The organism is Priestia megaterium, assembly GCF_023824195.1.
GTDB lineage: Bacteria > Bacillota > Bacilli > Bacillales > Bacillaceae_H > Priestia > Priestia megaterium_D.
The window spans coordinates 84,608-102,911 of the sequence record NZ_CP085448.1; the positions used below are offsets into that span (position 1 = coordinate 84,608).

General features: G+C 31.9%; 13 protein-coding genes and 1 pseudogene. 9 read left to right on the forward strand and 5 right to left on the reverse strand.

The genetic code is table 11. From position 1 onward, the window contains the following. Nucleotides 1–102: 102 nt before the first annotated feature. Nucleotides 103–201 carry a relaxase/mobilization nuclease domain-containing protein gene (locus LIS78_RS31765; RefSeq protein ID WP_434092407.1) on the forward strand — a complete coding sequence of 33 codons (99 nt, stop codon included), beginning with the start codon at nucleotides 103–105 and terminating at the stop codon, nucleotides 199–201. Between the two features lie 401 nt (nucleotides 202–602). On the opposite strand, the gene LIS78_RS30655 is transcribed toward LIS78_RS31765, so the two are convergent. Beyond that, entirely contained in the window at nucleotides 603–1,496 is an 894-nt protein-coding gene (locus tag LIS78_RS30655) for a helix-turn-helix domain-containing protein (RefSeq protein WP_252285720.1), read from the reverse strand. Nucleotides 1,497–2,472: 976 nt separating this feature from the next. On the opposite strand from LIS78_RS30655, the gene LIS78_RS30660 reads away from it, so the two are divergent. From LIS78_RS30660 to LIS78_RS30670, 3 genes are all read left to right on the forward strand, one after another. Beyond that, a complete protein-coding gene (locus tag LIS78_RS30660; RefSeq protein WP_252285721.1) occupies nucleotides 2,473–3,867 on the forward strand; it encodes a replication initiation protein in 1,395 nt (464 codons plus the stop codon). A 176-nt stretch (nucleotides 3,868–4,043) separates the two neighbouring features. Then, nucleotides 4,044–4,976: a tyrosine-type recombinase/integrase gene (locus LIS78_RS30665; RefSeq protein WP_252285722.1), complete on the forward strand. Its 933-nt coding sequence runs from the start codon at nucleotides 4,044–4,046 to the stop codon at nucleotides 4,974–4,976. Between the two features lie 1,362 nt (nucleotides 4,977–6,338). After that, complete coding sequence (locus LIS78_RS30670) at nucleotides 6,339–6,914, forward strand: DUF3967 domain-containing protein (protein ID WP_252285723.1); 576 nt, start codon at nucleotides 6,339–6,341, stop codon at nucleotides 6,912–6,914. A 199-nt stretch (nucleotides 6,915–7,113) separates the two neighbouring features. Here LIS78_RS30670 and LIS78_RS30675 read toward each other — a convergent pair whose 3' ends face one another. Together LIS78_RS30675 and cysC are read right to left on the reverse strand one after the other, a co-directional pair. Further along, nucleotides 7,114–7,977 carry a sulfite exporter TauE/SafE family protein gene (locus LIS78_RS30675; protein WP_252285724.1) on the reverse strand — a complete coding sequence of 288 codons (864 nt, stop codon included), beginning with the start codon at nucleotides 7,975–7,977 and terminating at the stop codon, nucleotides 7,114–7,116. Between the two features lie 306 nt (nucleotides 7,978–8,283). Beyond that, on the reverse strand, nucleotides 8,284–8,883 hold the full coding sequence (gene cysC / locus LIS78_RS30680) for an adenylyl-sulfate kinase (RefSeq protein ID WP_252285725.1): 600 nt from the start codon (nucleotides 8,881–8,883) through the stop codon (nucleotides 8,284–8,286). A gap of 730 nt (nucleotides 8,884–9,613) precedes the next feature. Here cysC and LIS78_RS31675 point away from each other — a divergent pair. Further along, nucleotides 9,614–9,808 carry a carboxypeptidase-like regulatory domain-containing protein gene (locus LIS78_RS31675; RefSeq protein ID WP_350495083.1) on the forward strand — a complete coding sequence of 65 codons (195 nt, stop codon included), beginning with the start codon at nucleotides 9,614–9,616 and terminating at the stop codon, nucleotides 9,806–9,808. A gap of 852 nt (nucleotides 9,809–10,660) precedes the next feature. On the opposite strand, the gene LIS78_RS30685 is transcribed toward LIS78_RS31675, so the two are convergent. Together LIS78_RS30685 and LIS78_RS30690 are read right to left on the reverse strand one after the other, a co-directional pair. Next, on the reverse strand, nucleotides 10,661–11,503 hold the full coding sequence (locus tag LIS78_RS30685) for a DUF4915 domain-containing protein (protein WP_252285726.1): 843 nt from the start codon (nucleotides 11,501–11,503) through the stop codon (nucleotides 10,661–10,663). Nucleotides 11,504–11,702: 199 nt separating this feature from the next. Beyond that, a pseudogene (locus LIS78_RS30690) lies at nucleotides 11,703–12,353 on the reverse strand (DUF1796 family putative cysteine peptidase). 1,204 nt (nucleotides 12,354–13,557) lie between these two features. Between LIS78_RS30690 and wecB the strand changes: the two are divergent. The 4 genes from wecB to LIS78_RS30710 are packed head-to-tail and all read left to right on the forward strand — an operon-like array spanning nucleotide 13,558 to nucleotide 17,349. Continuing rightward, nucleotides 13,558–14,649, forward strand: coding sequence for a non-hydrolyzing UDP-N-acetylglucosamine 2-epimerase (wecB, locus tag LIS78_RS30695; RefSeq protein WP_252285727.1), 1,092 nt, complete (start codon nucleotides 13,558–13,560; stop codon nucleotides 14,647–14,649). Next, a complete protein-coding gene (locus LIS78_RS30700; RefSeq protein ID WP_252285728.1) occupies nucleotides 14,642–15,628 on the forward strand; it encodes a polysaccharide biosynthesis protein in 987 nt (328 codons plus the stop codon). Before wecB ends, LIS78_RS30700 begins: the two co-directional genes overlap by 8 nt. Further along, nucleotides 15,629–16,453, forward strand: a complete 825-nt coding sequence (locus LIS78_RS30705; RefSeq protein ID WP_252285729.1) for an SDR family oxidoreductase — start codon at nucleotides 15,629–15,631, stop codon at nucleotides 16,451–16,453. After that, nucleotides 16,438–17,349: an NAD-dependent epimerase/dehydratase family protein gene (locus LIS78_RS30710; protein ID WP_252285730.1), complete on the forward strand. Its 912-nt coding sequence runs from the start codon at nucleotides 16,438–16,440 to the stop codon at nucleotides 17,347–17,349. Before LIS78_RS30705 ends, LIS78_RS30710 begins: the two co-directional genes overlap by 16 nt. The last annotated feature ends 955 nt before the right edge of the window (nucleotides 17,350–18,304 follow it).

Here is an 18,304-nt window from a genome sequence, read left to right on the forward strand (position 1 = left end):
GTAACTTATTATTTTTTCTCTTGGATCAATACAAAAGTAGCCAATCAAATTGGATGGCACTTAGTCAGAGAAATAGCCAAAGAGCATGAAGCAGCTGTATAAATCCATACTGACAAAGCACACATCCATAATCATATTGGCATCAATGCTACAGCCTATAAGAAGAGTCGTAAATATCTATTTTCTAAAGAAGGTTTATAAACAGAATGAATTTCTTTGTATATAAGGAAGGCTCTAAGTTGGAGAGACAGTACTTGTAAAAGCTTCTTTATCTATTAATTGGTCTTCTCTCTCTCCTATAAAATTATTTATCAGTAATAAATTTACTAACTACCTTCTTCAGGTTTAACAAAAAAGATTAAAATAATGCATTAAGTAAGGATGAGCGGCCAGATGTATCAAATTATTTCTAAGTTTTAATTGCTTCTCTAATATCTAGAAACGAAATGGCCACTTTGATTATATTATCTCCAAATAAATAGATTTTTTCAGTATTTTTTCTAGAAAGTTTAAACTTTAATTCATTTCTTGGCGGCCAAGCCGTTATGAAATCATTGTAACTACATACGTATATATACTATTAAAAATATTGAAAACAAGAACTATACTTCTAGAAAGTTATAAAATAACGGATTATCAGAACTTCGCTGGACTTCTCTTCTCCGTTCAGCACCAAATAAACCTCTTAATGTTCCAAAAAAGTAGGCTCCAAAAGTATTTTTTATTCGCTTTCTCTTATATGCAAAAACAGTTTCTCTAAAAGCTTGAACTGCAATGAGTACTAGATCCTCTAAGGGTTTCTCAAGACCACTTATTTTATGAGCTAAACGTACTTTCCCCCATAATTCATAAATATCATCTGCATAAGTAAAAAAAGGCCTTACAGCATCTTTAAAAGATGTTGGAATAAAAGATGGTACATAATCAGATGAGAGTTTAATATTTACATTATTACGTATGTATTTATTAAAATCTTTTAAAGATAAATTATAGGTAGAAGAATTTTTTTCCTCTTTACCCTTACTCCCCCAAGCACTTTGCTCATTTTCTGTTTCAACATCTGTTTCAACATCAGACTCTAAATTAAGCTGTAAATAGTTAACCCAGTGATCAAAATAAGGATGGTTGACAAATAAGTGTACCGGATTTCCCTTTCCATTGTTGCGTGGACAGCGACGATAAACAGTAACAATTTGTCCTTGTTTTCGTAGCTCTCTTAAATGACGATCGATTGTTCCTTTTGACTTTTCATATGTTTGGCCCAAATATGTACTACCAGGAAAGCAAAAACCTTTTTCTGCAGCAAACCAACAAAGTCGGTCCAAAGCATTTCTAGTTCCTGCATGAAGTCGATAAAATTTCTCTCCGTAAAGATTGATAATTTCTTTAAGTAATTTTCGTTTCATTGATTGATGTTGAGAACGGTTTTCTATGAAACTCTGATAATTTTTCATATAATCAAATTCTTCTGTCGTAAGCATACGCGTAGTAGACATTAGTCTATCCTCTCCTTTTTAGGAACAAAAAAAGACATCGCATCCCAGAAAATAGGAAAACGATGTCGGATTTTTTGACAGACTACTCCCTTGAAATAAATCTAATTATCCTATAAAATAGAGGCGTAATTAAATTTATGTATCAAGACTTCGACAGATGTTTTCCCTAGTCCTTTTAGGGTTGACGGTGTAAGGGTGTTGGCGCACCACTTGCACACGTTGGAGTCTTTTTATATTCCGCACTGTTTTGTTGACTCTATTATAACGTCTATTAATCTTATAATTCAATAAGAATTCATCCTCTCTCCTATAAAACCATAATCTCATCTCATTTAGTATTAAAAATCACTACCAGTGGATATACTGCTAACATAAGAATTTACATCCCTATATTTCTTCCTTAAATAATTTCAAAATCTATAAATTATAGCACAACCACTACAGTTGTTTTTCTGTTTTATATATTGTTTTATATATTTGTTTTATTGTTTTATTGTTTTAGAGACTCTGTAGGCATTGATGTTACAGCTTTTATCAGCCTAAACTATCACTAATTTTGCGCGAACTATCACTAATTTTGCGCGAACTATCACTAATTTTGCGTGAAACTATCACTAATTTTGCGCGAACTATCACTAATTTTGCGCGAACTATCACTAATTTTGCGTATTCCCCTGTATATGGTTGTAAGTATCACTAATTTTGCGTGAGGGATGTAGACAGGCCTTAAGTATCACCAATTTTGCGTGAGGGATGTAGACAGGCTTTAAGTATCACTAATTTTGCGCGTGAATTTTATGATTTAAGGCAATAAATCAATATTAATTAATCTTTCTAGGAGTAAAAGGCCTCATAAAGTATCACCAATTTTGCGTGATATTTAAATTAAAAGGACAGACTGTGCTTGAGATGGAAATTTACACAGTATCACTTTTATGATATTTTAGTGATAGTTTAGAAAAATATGGGGGATTTTATGAAGAAATCAAATGTAGTTCAACCATATGATCTGGAAAGTATAAATATAAAAAATTGGGTAACAAAATCAAACATCCTTATTGAGAGTACGTATAAACTGTCCTTACAGGAACAAAGAATCCTTTTAATCATGGCATCTAAAGTACAACCTAATGATGAAACTTTAAAGACATATAGATTTCGAGCTAAAGATTTTATTGAAATTGTAGGAAATAAGAAAGGTACAGGGTTTTATTCATACTTAAAGGAAATTGTGAATGGCCTTCAAACAAAAATTCTTACCATAAAGGAAAAAGGTAGACAAAGAAATTATAACTGGGTTATTACGTCTATTTACGAAGAAAATGAGGGATACATAACATTACAATTTCACCCTAGCTTAAAGTATTTATTTTTAGAACTTAAAGAAAAATTCACTTCGTATCAATTGGAGAATGTAGTGAGACTAAATTCGGTTTATTCTATTCGTATTTATGAGCTGCTTAAGCAATATGAGCGTCTACGAAAAAGGGAGCTAACTCTTGAAGAATTACGTCATTTTTTAGCTATTGAACCTACTAAGTATAAACAGTATGGCCATTTTAAGAGCAAAGTATTAGCAGTGGCTCAAAAGGAAATTAATAATAAAACAGATATTCACTTTGAATTCGTCGAAATAAAAACAGGTAGAAAAGTAACATCCATAGAATTTATTATTACTAGTTCGCCTGCATTGAATGGTGTTAGCTCTGTTAAAGAGAAAGAGCCCGAATTAAATCAGCCACCATTAGAGTTAACAGACAACGAAAAAGAAAATAGGTTACAGTATGACTTGGTGAGCTTAGGAGTTAAGCCTGAAAAAATTGAGTGGGTTTTATCTGAATTTACGAAAGAGCAGGTAGAACGAAATATCAAATACACGCAAGATCGTTTGATTATGGGAGATATCACTCATCCGCATTCTTACGTAATAAAGTCCATTCAAAAAGACTATGCGAAAGCATCACAAGAATCGAAGGTAGCAAAGCCTAAAAAGCCTATCAGAAAAGAATTGGTTCCAGATTTCATAAGAGAAACTGAAGATAAAGATCGAGTTTTAGAAAATCCAACATTAAAGGAAAGGCAGAAATTATTTTTTAAGGAAAATGGAACTCAACTAGAATTTGAAGCAAGGCTTTTACAATTTCAAGAATTAAGAAAAATGTTAGTTTTAAATTCTAAGGAACCAAACCAGGAAGAATTCAAAAAAGCAGAAGAAGCGGCAGTACAAGAAGTACTCCGAAATATGCAAGAAGACTTAGAAAAGCGTGAAGAAGCAGGACTTAAGCCAAGATTAATAAATGACTTCAAAAATAAACAATTAAGAGAGATTTACCAAACCTTCTTGAGCAATCAAGTTTCAAATGAGAGTTAAATATAAAAACACGTCTTCAATGGCGTGTTTTTATATTTTTAAGCGTAAGATATTTTTTTTGAAAAGAAGGTAAATTTAATATACAATAATCTGTGTAGGATTTATCTTAACGGCTGTGTTTTATTTTTACTTACACTAATAGTATATTAAATTTACCTAAATAGGAGGTGTTTTGTATGGATATTCCTCTGATTGTTCAACGTTTTCTCGTTCATTTGCACGAATCAGGAAAAAAACATTCTACAATCTCTATGTACAAACATGATTTAAATGCATTTTTTCGTTGGTTAAATCAACAGCATCCCCATATGACGCCAGAAACTTTGCCAGAAGGAATGGAACGCTACGAAGAATACTTTACCTACTTAAAAGAAAAAAACTTGTCAGAAGCCAATTTAAGGCGTGTAGCTTCACACCTAAATGGCTTATTAAGGTTTTACGACCTAATAGACCAAATTGGATCGCTCAAAGCTACAACAAAAAAACAGAGAGAGCTAACTGACAATGATTTTATAAGTGAAAACGATACACGTCTACTTTTAGATTCTGTAATACGTCATAAAAATCTAACAGATACACAATTAAAAATACATGAGCATATAGCCCCTCGTAATCAATCAATATTGATTCTAATGCTTCATTACGGTCTTACAATCAATGAAATAGTATCTTTAAATATAAAGGATATTAACTTTAGTCAAAATGCATTAACTATTACAACTAACAAAGGAAAACGTGTCTTGGATATTTCTAGAGATGATAAAAAAATAATATACAATTATTTTTCAGCTATCCCCTCACTATTTAAGCCGAAAGATTATACAGACGATCCTTTATTTCTTTCTTTTCACCCTCAAAAGATGGTTTATTGGTACGATTACAACTTAAATAAACCTAGAAGGATAAGTCTAATTGGTGTAAAGCGTATGATTGAAAAAGAAGTTCAACGCTCAGGTATACAAGCTAAAGTAAGATCTACGCAATTTCGAAACAGCTGTATACTAAAAAAGCTTCTTGAAGGCTATTCTAATGAGCAGACTATTTATTACTTTGGTTTATCCAGCCGCCATGCTTTGTATCGATACAAAAGATATTTAAAATCAATATAAAGCGTATATTTTTTCCTTTATCATTTAAAAAGCAGCAATACTGTTGTTTTTTAAATGACTTCTTACTAATTAAGGTTTCTCTACTAATCTATTGGAGTAACCCTTACTATAAATACTTGAATCCATTAAATTGATTTGCAAATAAAAAATTCTATAAGGTTAAAATTCTTTGCGCTCCAATCTAAAAATCATCTGCAATTTCAAACAACAAGTTCAACTTATTAGGATTTATAAATTGCATTATGAAGGATTTTTTTGACGGTAAGTTGAACTTAATAACCTCGTGTAATTATGCATTTTCTAGAACTTATATTTTAGTTAAACTTGAGTTAGACTAAAGTATAAAGAAAATGGTCGCCGTTTAAATCTACTGGCCATACTATTCTATAAACAATAGATGGTTATAGAATTATTTTAATGTAGCTAGTTGATATAAAGGCTTTTTTAAGTATGAAAACTAGAACACAACTCAAGAGAAATTCATACTTATTCTAGAAATAAAACGAATATCGTAATCTTGAATAAATTCTTGTGAAAGTACGTTCTAGAATTAGTTAAATCCCTTTAGTGTCAATACTTTTATCCATTCTAATTTTTCATAAAAAAGAAAGACAGGCTAGAACAATATTAAAAAATAATAGGAGTTTGAAATCCAGTAATTTACTTATCGTAATCTAAATCAGTTTTTCAGCTACCCCACCTCACCAAATTAATTTTATTGCAAAGAAACAACCCTATTGCTTTCTCGAAAAATCCTTAAGTTTTATTGTTTAGGTTTGCAATACTTTTAAAGTATAATAAGTATTGAAAATAAGAGGAAAAAGGAGCCTAAGTAAAAGTTAATTTTCTAAAACAAGAATAAATTCGAGAATTGGAAACAAATTTAAATCTTAAACTAAAACTGGTATAACTACTTTCTAGAATCACTTCTAACCCTCTTATATCAAAGCGTTTAAGCATACTAGAATTTAGTTCACAGCAACAAACATCTAGAATTGAAACTTCTTTATTAAAGTGAACTAATCAGTTGCTAATTTGGCTCTTCTACTGAACCGAAAACAACTTATCGTTACGAATCTACATGTTTATCAAAGTGAAATGTACCTTAGATAAAAAATTCCCCTTGAAAACTCAGCAATTTTCTCTAGAATAAAAACCAAGCAAGGATTGTTAAGATGATTTAAAATAATTAATGGTCTTCTAAAAAAAAGAGGAGTATCTTGAAATTTTCTAGAAATTAATCAACTATACAACTCTCGAAAAAAACCTAGTGAAAGTGCATTCTAGAATCCTCAAAAACCTTTTACAATAAGGGTTTAATCACTCTAGATTTTTTTATAAAGAAAGGAGCACTCTAGAAAAATGTCTAAAAACCCAGATGAAGAAATTGTTTATACTCTAAAAGATACCGTGAAACTAACTGGTTTAAGCATTGATTTAATTCGCTTATATGAAAAGGAATTTAACCTCCAGATTCAACGAACGGAAGGGGGCCATCGCAGATATAACAAAAGAAACATCGATTTATTAATTGAAATAAAAAAACGAATTCAAGAACAAAACTGGAGTTATAAGATGGTCAACCAATGGCTACAGGGAGAAGTTATAACGGAAGCTGTAGACGTACAATCAAACCTTGAAAAAAAAGTAGACTCTCTTGAAAATAAAGTCCAAGAATTACTTGATCGATCTGAAAAAGATGAGCAATTTCAATTTGCACTTATCCAACGTTTAGATGAACAAGGCAAGCTAATAAAGCACCTTACAGAGAAACTGGATTATCAGGATCAATACATTGAAAACAATTTAGAGAAAAGAGACGAGAAATTAACGAGTGCTATACGAGAAATCAGTGATACAAAAAAGCTGATAGCGGCCGCCCAGGAAAATCTAGAGTCAAAACCAAAAAGTTTTTGGAGTAAGATTTTTGGTAACTAAGTTCTATATGTACGGATATTAAATTTTATTTTTGAAAGATAAAACATAACAAATCAATTTATATCTCAAATAAAAATAAACAAAACCTTTCCTTTTTATATTGAAATATAGTACAGGTAAATTTCTTAATTGGCTTTGTTATTAAGAAATTTACCTGTACTAGTCTAAATACAACTTAAAATAATTAAAAAATTATTTTTTAATTATTTTTTTGGTTCTTCCGCATCGTAAAAACAATAGATGATATCCAAAATATAACAATAGTTACGTAAATAAATAATTCCGCCATATTATTTATAGACCAGACTTTGAGTAATGTCCAAATATTAGTCAAAATAATAAAACCACCTACTAAAACACCTAAAAAGTGCGAAGGCATTACTCTTACTAACCATGCCGCGATGGGAGCTGCTATAATTCCTCCTAACATAAGAGCTATTACCCAAAACCAATTAACGTCTTGCCATCCTAATGAAACTAAAAAGCCTAGAGTAGCAGAGATAGCAATAGCAAATTCACTTGTATCAACTGTACCTACTACTTTTCTAGCTGAATTACCATCCTTCGACAATAATATAGGAGTTGTGAGAGGTCCCCATCCACCTCCACCAGTGGCATCAGCAAAGCCTGCTATTAATCCTAACGGTATAGCTTGTTTTATAGATAAATTAAGGTTTTTCTGTTCACTACGTTTTTTATGCTTAAATAAAAAACGGATGACAACATAAAAACCTAGCATTAATAAAAATAAAGAAATATATGGCTTAACTACATCTCCTGGCATATTACTTAAAAAACAAGCTCCTATAAAGGCCCCTATAGAACCTGGAATTATTAATTTAAAAACGGCTTGGCGATCCACGTTTCCAAATTTCATATGGGAAATTCCTGAAGCTGCGGTGGTAACTACTTCTGATATGTGTATAGAAGCTGAAGCTATTGCAGGAGCCATTCCAAAGGTTAATAAGAGAGATGACGAGGTGACACCATAAGCCATTCCCAAAGAACCATCAATTAATTGGGCTAAAAAGCCAATAAACGCAAAAATAAATAATTTTTTCATGTGTGTCCTCCTGTAAATACTTTCCTTTACCGTCAAAAGCCATGCGTGCATTTTTTTGCAAGGGATAAAGTTATATGGGGAATAATAGAATAGGCAAAAGAAAATTTTTCATAAGTCTTAGAGAGCAAAGAGGGGAGGGCATTAGAAAAGATAAATTTGAATTATTTAATCAGAGTATTAAGAAATATCTTTCTACCAAACTTTATATAATATAGTCGTTATAAACGGAGAATAACTCATTAGAAATAGGAGAATGATTATTGATTCAAGTTCGAGGAATTTATTGACCGGATATGAAGTATCTCTTTAAATTAGTTTCATTGTCTCTAGATATATTATTATTTTATTTACACATTCTTCTATTGAAAGTGTATCAGTTTCAACAACTAACTCTGGATTAACGGGCTCTTCATATGGGGAATCAATTCCTGTAAAGTTTTTTATCTCTCCTGCCCTAGCTTTTTGATAAAGTTTCTTAGAATCCCTTTTTTCACATTCATCGAGTGTGCATTTTACATATATTTCAATAAACTCTTTGGGTTCTACCAGTTGGCGCACTTGATCTCTATCTTCTTGAAAGGGTGAAATAAAAGCTGTAAGAATAACTAGGCCACTGTCTACAAATAATTTGGATATTTCACCGATTCGTCGAATATTTTCAGTTCTCTCTTTTTCTGAAAACCCTAGATCTTTGTTAAGTCCATGTCTAATGTTATCACCATCTAAAACATAGTTATTGATTTTACGTATAAACAATGCCTTGGCTAAAGCATTTGCAATTGTAGACTTTCCAGATCCTGATAAACCAGTAAACCATATAATAAAACTTTCGTGTCCATTTTGATTTCTTCTCTGTTTCTTTGTAATTGTGTAATCATGCCAAGTGATGTTTCTATTATCTGTCACTCTTTTTCCTCCCATTTTTAAAGTACTATTGATTTTAAGACCATTTAATTGAGGATTTTGTAAAATTAATTCTCCACTCTTTGCTCAAAGATCTCAATCAATACCCCATTCAAAGAAAATATCTTTTGTATTATTTTTAGAATAGGTTGTATTATCTTTTAAAGGTGGTATACCTTCGTACCCTCACGTCTCGTTGTAAAGTAGATATAAGGCTTAAAAATATAAAATAAGGATAAAAAAGTTTGTCTCTGTATTTATATTCGAAAGACGTGACAAAGGATCCTAATATCTACACCCATGTTTTTTTATGTTTATGTAAGATTGGCTGTGATAGTAAAGTTTTCTTTAATCAAGGAAGGGGGGGGGCTGTTCTTAAAGGATTACTTTAGACAGATGAAAATTGAGGGCTGTTGAAGAGATAAACGAAGACTTCTCTTTAACATATCCATTGCCGATTTTAGATACTATTGAAATTCACGTGGTTGATGGATTAACAACTTTCCCTGTTGCGAATGCGTAAATTGAAATCGTAAGTAGTCAAGGAGAGATCATAGCTTCTAGTTTTACAAATGAAAGTGGTCAATATGTTGTTCCAGAATTACCTCTAGATACCTACACAACCTTTGTAAGTACCGATAATTATCTAGATCAACAACGAGCAGTAACCCTTGAGAGCAACCAATTTATTTCTGAAAGATTTGTAGTTACTTCTATTACTAAATTAGGGTCAATTACCAGTCAAGTCATTAACACTGAAACAAAACAACCAACTCAAGGTGCTACAGTAACAGTTCTAAACGATCAAAAATTAGTAGTAGTGGGCTTTACAGATGCAAAAGGTAATTTTACTATCAACGAATTGCATCCCGGCATTTATAACATCTCCGTGACAGCTGATGGATTTACCTTAGAAACCCACAGGTAACTGTCATTGCAGGTAAACAGTCCCTATATCATTATTTGACTTCACTCCTATTTCAAATGTTGACTCTATTCCCAGAGTGATTTGCGATATAAAGACAGGCTTACGACTGTCTAATATTCTTATTGAAGTATTTAACATTGCCGAGGAGCTTATTACTAGCACTTTAACTGATATTAACGGGCAATATACAATATGCAAGTTGTCAGCAGGAACATTTAATATTAAAGATAGTTCTAAAAGTTTTCTATCAGAATCTAGAATTGATAATTCTAGGGATATTACCATTATCACTAACAATACTGACTTAACAGCAAACATTTAGCTGCTATTGTAAGTATTAGTCGCACTGTTAGTAAAGGTTGATATTCTGTCACCTAAATTTAAAAAGTCTACAGGGAGAATCAGTAATTTTTTCTGTTTGGATAATGGAGATTTTATATAGGATACTCTTCAGTATCTTGAGTAGTTTTCTCAAAATATAAAAATTCATTTATAATGGGCACGTTACATAAAGGAAAATAAAGGAATATAGGGAAATGTAATGTAGTTCGAATAATTTTGGTCCAGCACTTAAAAATCCTTTTACCCTTCTTTTTTCACCTTCCTGATTTGCATAATTACAAATAGAAAAAGACTGTCTCTTCCCAGCTAAAAGAGGCAGTCTTTTTCTGTGCGTTGAATAGTAGTCGTAAGTTGATGTTTTATAGCGTCTTGAGTAGTTTGCTTAAAATATTGGATGATATTCATGATAGAAAATTTACTTAAAAATAAGTTAATAAATTAGTTGTTTATTGCTTGTCCTTTTTTGCAATAGCAATGACTATTTACTCTAAGATGTTTCATATTAACTAGTTAGATTATTAATATCTGATATATCTCTTTAGATGGTACATGTATGAAAGAAGACATCTTAGTAGACATATTATGAATGTAAATCCCACAATCAAATAGTATATTATTTTGCTCTTTGAGGAGCCTATCAACATGTCTGCTTTCACTTTGACCAATAAAAATCATTTCATTTTTTATATCTAATCCTCTTAGATAACCTAGACCTTTAAAAACAATTTTCTCATTTTTTTGCACAAGAAATTCTGCTGATGTACAGTAGTATAATTCTTCCTTATATATTTTTAGACTGTGAGGTTGAAACAGATTATTTTGCATAATTCTAACTGTTTTTTTATCAAGTAAGGAGTACTCTAAGATAACCCCTTGTGTATTACTGTTCTTTGATATTTTACTTAGGAAGGAACTTTTATCAGTATATGAAAACATAGAGATATAGGCTTTATCATCTTGTATAAAAATATCATTTATATGACAAGTATCATAATTTTCAGGTGAAAGTTTAATCTCGTCCACTCTATCTATGTTTTTTTTAAGGTCGTAAATACCAATAGAATTTTTTGTTGTTTCTACAATAAAAGCTTGATCCTTATAAATAGCAATTCCATGTAAATCTAACATTTCAGTTAATTCTTTAGTTTGTATGACATCTAAATTTTCATTTAGGATCAGAATCCCATTTGTACTTACTACTATAAAATGATCTTTATATTTTGCTATTCCTCTACATTCTATATTTAAGACTTTTTTTAAACTATGTGTCCCATCTTTAAAATTAGCTATATAGAGACCACCATCCTGATTACAACAGGTAATTAGTAGTTGACATTCCATGACTTCGATCAAATAAAAACCCTCCTTTCTATTACCATATATTTCAGGTTATAACTATAATTTTAATTTATATTAATATAATATCCAATGATAAAAAAACGCTTGTAAAATGTAGAAAATATTAATTTTTCTAATTATCTTTATTTTATAAATATACCTTTAAGAATGCTTATGACGATGCTCTTAGTACTCAAATCTATTTTACTGTTTCTTAATTAAATAGTGTTATTCCATTTAAAACATAATCCCAAGTTTCATTGTCATTAGGGTCATTAGGGACTTTAACTGAACAAACTCTATTTATTCCCCAATTCATTGTGCTAATACCTTGTGAACCTTCTACTGGATGAAGGATAAGAATATTAAACTGACCTTTTACAATCTGCGACAAAACAGATTGTAATTCGACTGCTTGATCATAGCTTGCTGCCCATCTAACAAACAAAACAGATTGACTAGTTGTAATCTTTTCAAGAAATCTATCTATTCTATGATTAAGTTTTTCTTTATAAGAGGGATATGTTGCAGTCCAATCTTAATTTGGAATTATTGGGAAATCATGAACCGAGAGAATATTGTAATGAGTATCCTTTATAAAATAAGATTTTGTTGATTGAATATTAATTCCTTCGTCGAGAACATAAGCAGATCCATCAATTAAACACATATTTTTGAGTTCCATAAACCCATTAAATTTGTTCTTTAATAATCTACTCACATCAGAAAGTGATAGAGATACACTCCAATCAAGTGGACCAGAAAATGTTCTTAGGTTATGTCTTCTTAATTGCATTGCAGGATTACAGGCACTTCCCAAACTAACTATTACGTCATGGGAACCCTTAATCTCTTGTAAATTCAATATAATACCCCCTTTTAGTATCTTTACTATATAAAATGATTGTTTAATCGAAGATGATTGGACAACCCGGAAAATAATTAGTTTTTATGTGATAAATCCACTGAATTAAGTGTGGATGGATATTGTTACTTTCAAAACACGATAGTATTCCTAAAAACTATCCCTGTCTAAAACTGCGTTTCTGGTAACGGGCTCGTGGGTTGCATGCGGAAATGCGGAAACAGAGAGTCAGTGCACGACTCGGAACATTGCTAGGGGAAGATGAGTATGGTGAATATTAGTGAAGGTTTGCAAGCTTCGGAACCGTTAGCTCAAGATAGTGCACAGGTTTACCTGGTTATTGGCAAGAGGAAAAGTAGACTCCTAATGCTACTGTGACGCGTCCCGTATCTTGCCCGGAGTAAAGAACCCACCTAACCTTGTCGTATCTATAAGATGCGGAACTTGGTAAGCCCTTTGTCATCTGTGTAAACAGTAGGGGGATCGTAAGATCAAACGATGTGACAGAGGGTAAAAGATACGAAAGAAACGTACTTTTATGTATACCTCCACTTGAAGCGTCGGCGTACGTTTAGCTTACCATTTTGGTAGAAGATACGACTGCAAATGGACCTGCAATGGGAGGCTTGAGCCGTATGAGTTGAAAGGCTCACGTACGGTTCTTAGGTAAGGAAGGGGCAGCAATGCCCCTTCCTTACCCGACTTAACTAGAAATGAATACTCTATACAACCCGAAAAAACAGAAAAAAACTACCGAATCAGTATTTTTTTCTGTTTTATAATTATTAACATTCAAAACGTATATAACCAATTATTCTTACTTGCTATTGAGTGAATCTAAATAAGATCTTAATTTTCGTCAATTGAAAAACGAAGTTGCTTTTATACCCTCATCACAGTAAACATAACTTGGTTAGATTTTCTCAGACCATATAACACACATGAATATAGAGTTTTCATCTTATGCTTCAAACTAACTATAACCAATCTAATCATTAGCTTGGTCCTTTTACATGATTAGATGATTAGCCCAAATAAGAAATCATCAGGCGAATTCACGAAATTTGTTTGTCAAAGGGCTTTTTTATAGGGAGATTTTGATAGAGTAGCCTATAGCAATATTGAGATAAAAGCATAGTTTAATAAAAGAGGAATGACTGTAAAAAAGAAATTAAAAATTGCATTTAGGCGGGAGATGTAAAGTATGAAAGTTATGACAATTTTGGGCACACGACCTGAAATTATACGTTTAAGCCTTATCATAGAAAAATTGGACAATTACGCTAAGCAGCATATTTTAGTTCATACAGGACAGAATTTCACTTCTACCTTAAGTGAAGTATTTTTTCAAGAATTAAAAGTGCGGAAACCGGATTATATTTTATTCGATCAACAATATACACTAGGGGAACAGTTATCAAAAATGTACCAAGGTCTAGAGAAAATCTTTTTAAAGGAAAAGCCAGATAAAATTTTGGTACTAGGCGATACAAACAGTGGTTTATGTGCAATTTTAGCGGAACGAATGGGTATTCCAGTTGTCCATATGGAAGCTGGAAATCGTTGTTTTGACTTAGAAGTACCTGAGGAGAAAAACCGCCGAGTCATTGATGCTATTTCCAGCTTTAATCTACCCTATACTCCCCAAAGTAAAGAAAATCTCCTTAAAGAAGGAGTTCCCTCAAATCGAATTATTGTATCAGGCAACCCCATTCACGAAGTCTTAGAACATTATAAGTGCGAAATTGAACAAAGTGACATCCTTAATAAACTACTAGTCGAAAAGGAGAATTATTTTTTAGTAACGGCACATCGAGCTGAAAATGTAGATCATGAAGATCGATTACTAGAAATTATACAAGGGATCAACTTGGTAGCTGAAGCATATGGAAAGAGAGTAATATGTAGTATCCATCCCCGCACTAAATCACGAATTAAAGGTATCTCTGAACTAAAAATTCATCCTTTAGTGGAGTTTCACGAACCATTTGGTTTTTTTGACTTTGTTAAGCTTGAAAAAAATGCTCTCTGTGTTTTAACGGATAGTGGAACAGTTCAGGAAGAATGTTGTTTATTTCATGTTCCCACTGTTACAATCCGCAAAACAACTGAAAGACCAGAGACAATTGAGTGCGGAAGTAATATGCTATCCGGGATAGACTCAGATCAAATAGTTAATTGTGTACACGTAATGGTTAACCAACCAAAAAAATGGTCCTATCCAGAAGGATATGACGATAAAATTGTTTCGGATAAAGTAATTAAAGTACTATTAGGGGGATATAAAGTTGTTTAATAATCAAATTATTTTAGTGACAGGCGGCACAGGTTCATGGGGCTATGAATTAGTAAGACAATTATTAACATACAATCCAAAGGAAATTCGCATTTTTTCGCGTAATGAGTCAAATCAATTTACAATGAAACAAGAATTTGATAATAACCCAAAATTAAATTTCGTTATTGGAGATATCAAAGAGAGGGATTCATTAATTGAAGCATGCCAAGACGTTGATTATGTTTATCATCTGGCAGCTTTAAAACATGTTCCGGTATGTGAAGATCAACCTCTTGAAGCATTAAAAACAAATGTGACTGGAACACAAAATGTAATAGACGCGGCAATAATCTGTAATGTTAATAGGGTTATTTATATCTCTACAGATAAAGCTGCAAACCCTTCAAATTTCTATGGGTTGTCCAAGGCAATGGGAGAAAGACTAATTATTCACGCTAACACGATAAACACAAAGACAAGATTTGTATGTATACGCGGTGGAAATGTTTTAGGTACGAATGGGAGCGTTATTCATGTATTTAAAAAACACATTCAGGAAAAGGGGAAAGTCGGTATTACTGACCTTAATATGACGCGGTTCTTTTTAACCCTGGAAGACGCTATCAAACTTGTATTTAAAGCAACTTTTGAAAGTTTAGGCGGAGAAATTTTTGTTATGAAGATGCCTACATGTAAAATTGTAGATCTTGCCCATGTATTAATAGAAGCTTCTAATAAAGAAGAAGTTGAGATTGAAACGCTCGGTATTAGACCTGGTGAAAAAATACATGAACTTCTCCTTTCAGAATATGAAAGTACAACGACAATTGCTTATGATGATGAATATTTTGTTATTCTTCCCCCAATTCATATTGAGGGATTAAAAGAACATTACTCTAAATTTAATCCTGTAGACTTAGTTAACTATAATTCAAGCAAAGGGTTGATGAGTAAAGAGGAAATTCGAGAAATGTTAAAGAAAGGGAGGTTTATTTAAATGAAAATACTGATTCTTGGCGGTAAGGGAATGGCAGGGCATATTATAACGGCTTACTTTCAAAAAAAATCTGAATACCAAGTATTCTATACATCAAGGAACCCCACGGATAAGGGCAGTATTTATGTAGACGTAACCGATTTAACAAAGTTAGAAGAAATTATAGAAGTTATAAAACCAGATATTACAATTAATTGCATTGGTATTTTAAATGAATATGCTACTAATAACAATAAGATGGCCTTTCAAGTAAACAGTTTACTACCTCATCAGCTGGTTAAACTGACAGAGCGTTGTCAAGGAAAACTAATTCATATTAGCACGGATTGTGTTTTCTCTGGAAGCAAAGGCGATTATACAGAAAATGATATTCCAGATGGTACGTCTATTTATGCCCAGTCTAAACAACTAGGGGAAATTGTTAGTGATAAACATTTGACTATTCGCACATCTATTATTGGACCCGAACTAAAAGAAGACGGAATTGGTTTATTCTTATGGTTTATGAAGCAAAATGGGGTCATAAAAGGATATGAAAAGGTATGGTGGAATGGTGTAACCACTCTTGAGTTAGCTAAAGCTATTGAAGTAATGATTAAGCGTGACATTACCGGATTGTACCATCTAGGTTCAGAAGAAAAAGTCTCAAAGTTTAAATTATTGACATTGATACAGGAAATCTTTGAGAAAAATGATGTTGAAATTATTCCAGATTCACATATAGTACTTGATCGAACTATTAAAAGCACAAGAACCGATTTTCAATACAGAATTCCAAGTTACAAACAAATGTTATTAGAGTTAAAAGATTGGATGCAAATCTAATGAGCTCGTTACCTAAATTATTAATCACCGGAGCAAGTGGGTTTACGGGAAAACATGCATGTCATCATTTTTCAAAAGCAGGATTTGAGGTAATTGCAGTAACAAGAACTCAGTCTTTTAATGAAGAAATTCAAACCGAGCATTGTGACCTAACCAATAAAGAGGCTGTAAGAAGAATGATTAAAAAGATCAAACCTGAATTTCTTCTTCATTTAGCAGGACAAAACCAGGTAGGACAGTCATGGCTTGATCCTGTGATGTCATTGGAAGTAAATGCAGTGGCCACAGCCTATTTACTAGAAGCTCTTCGTCAAGAAAACCCGTCTTGTAAAATTGTTATTGTCGGTTCAGCTCTCCAGTTTGACCCAGCAAATATGTCTACTCTTACCCATCCCTATAGTTTAAGCAAGACACTTCAAGTTGTAATCGCACAATCATGGGCCATTTTATATAATATGCATATTGTCATCGCCAAACCCTCCAACTTAATAGGAACCGGATTTTCAAATGGGGTTTGTTCTATTTTCGCAAAAAAAATCGTCGATATGGAAGAAAATAAGTCAAAAAAGGTTCTTGAAGTGAATAACCTATATGCCCAGCGTGATTATATAGATATAAGAGATGCTTTAAGTGCTTATGAAATTCTTTTAGTAAAAGGAAAATCAGGAGAGATATATGATATTTCTTCAGGTAAAAGTCATTCTTTAGAAGAAGTTATTAACTGTTTTAAGTCTTTAACAGAAGCGAAATTTGAAACACTTTCACGAACTGACGAAAAAGAACAGAAGGTTGAAATTATTCCTTACAGACTTAAAGAATTAGGATGGAAGCCAAACATTCTATTGAAGTCTTCTTTACAGGATATCTTAACCTTTTATCGAAAAAATAATAGGTAGGGTGAAGAAATACGAACCTTGAAAATTACACTTTCTATTATTATATTATTCAAGGATGGGGATAAGTGCATGCTAGTGGCGTTAATTGATCAGCTCATAGCGAAGGTACATGAACAATAATCTTAATGCCCTTTTACAGTACAGTCCATGCCTATCAAGTTAAGATAAGTTAATGTCCTTAAAATAGGAAAAATGCTATCCTTTTTGTATATTAATTGGAAAAGATAGCGTTTTTTCTATGAACTTGTCAACTTCAATTGAAATAAAAATTTTCTCTCAAGAACTCCAACGGTATTTGTCCCCCGACGCTTTTCAACAATTAACAAATGAGGTGGGGTTTATTCAGCAATCTAGTAAATCCTAAGCCAAAGAGTCAGTCTTTATATATATATAGTGCAGCCAACGAGTAGAAGGTACATTAATTACTCAATTATATATCAATAAGTCCTTTTAGAAGTACCAAATTATGAATTATCTAGAAGAATAATTTGAATCTAGACTATTGCTTAAGAGAATTGAATCAATTACCTGTTTGTAGACTTAACCATCATTACCGGACGGATTTTCAATTATTGATATTATATCTTTGTATCTTAAGCCTTTCAAACAAAGTGGGAAAATCTATGTTAAGCAGTTTTTTCTAGTTGTTAACGAGTTATACAAAATAAAAATTTCTAAAATATTACATATTAAACTTGAACTCTTTCAAATTTGTTTTTTACACAAAACCATGATTGGTTAGCGGAAGGCAAAAAAATAAAAATTATCCGGATATCATTTTAGTTAATTGTTTAGGTAATAAAATAATTCTGAATACTACATATAAACGAAAATTAGATGCAATGCTATAAACAGTAACACCTTTAAAATGTTAGCATAACATAAAAAGAAACTCGATTATACGTTGTTCCTATATAAAAGGTTTTATTCAATTTAAAATTAAAGGAGATTAATT

What these genes read in the sequence shown, in the direction of transcription:
- LIS78_RS30705 (WP_252285729.1), top strand. Translation starts at nt 15,629, where the DNA reads ATGAAAATACTGATTCTTGGCGGTAAGGGAATGGCAGGGCATATTATA.
- LIS78_RS30670 (WP_252285723.1), top strand. Translation starts at nt 6,339, where the DNA reads ATGTCTAAAAACCCAGATGAAGAAATTGTTTATACTCTAAAAGATACC.
- LIS78_RS30660 (WP_252285721.1), top strand. Translation starts at nt 2,473, where the DNA reads ATGAAGAAATCAAATGTAGTTCAACCATATGATCTGGAAAGTATAAAT.
- LIS78_RS30675 (WP_252285724.1), bottom strand. Translation starts at nt 7,977, where the DNA reads ATGAAAAAATTATTTATTTTTGCGTTTATTGGCTTTTTAGCCCAATTA.
- LIS78_RS30655 (WP_252285720.1), bottom strand. Translation starts at nt 1,496, where the DNA reads ATGTCTACTACGCGTATGCTTACGACAGAAGAATTTGATTATATGAAA.
- LIS78_RS30665 (WP_252285722.1), top strand. Translation starts at nt 4,044, where the DNA reads ATGGATATTCCTCTGATTGTTCAACGTTTTCTCGTTCATTTGCACGAA.
- wecB (WP_252285727.1), top strand. Translation starts at nt 13,558, where the DNA reads ATGAAAGTTATGACAATTTTGGGCACACGACCTGAAATTATACGTTTA.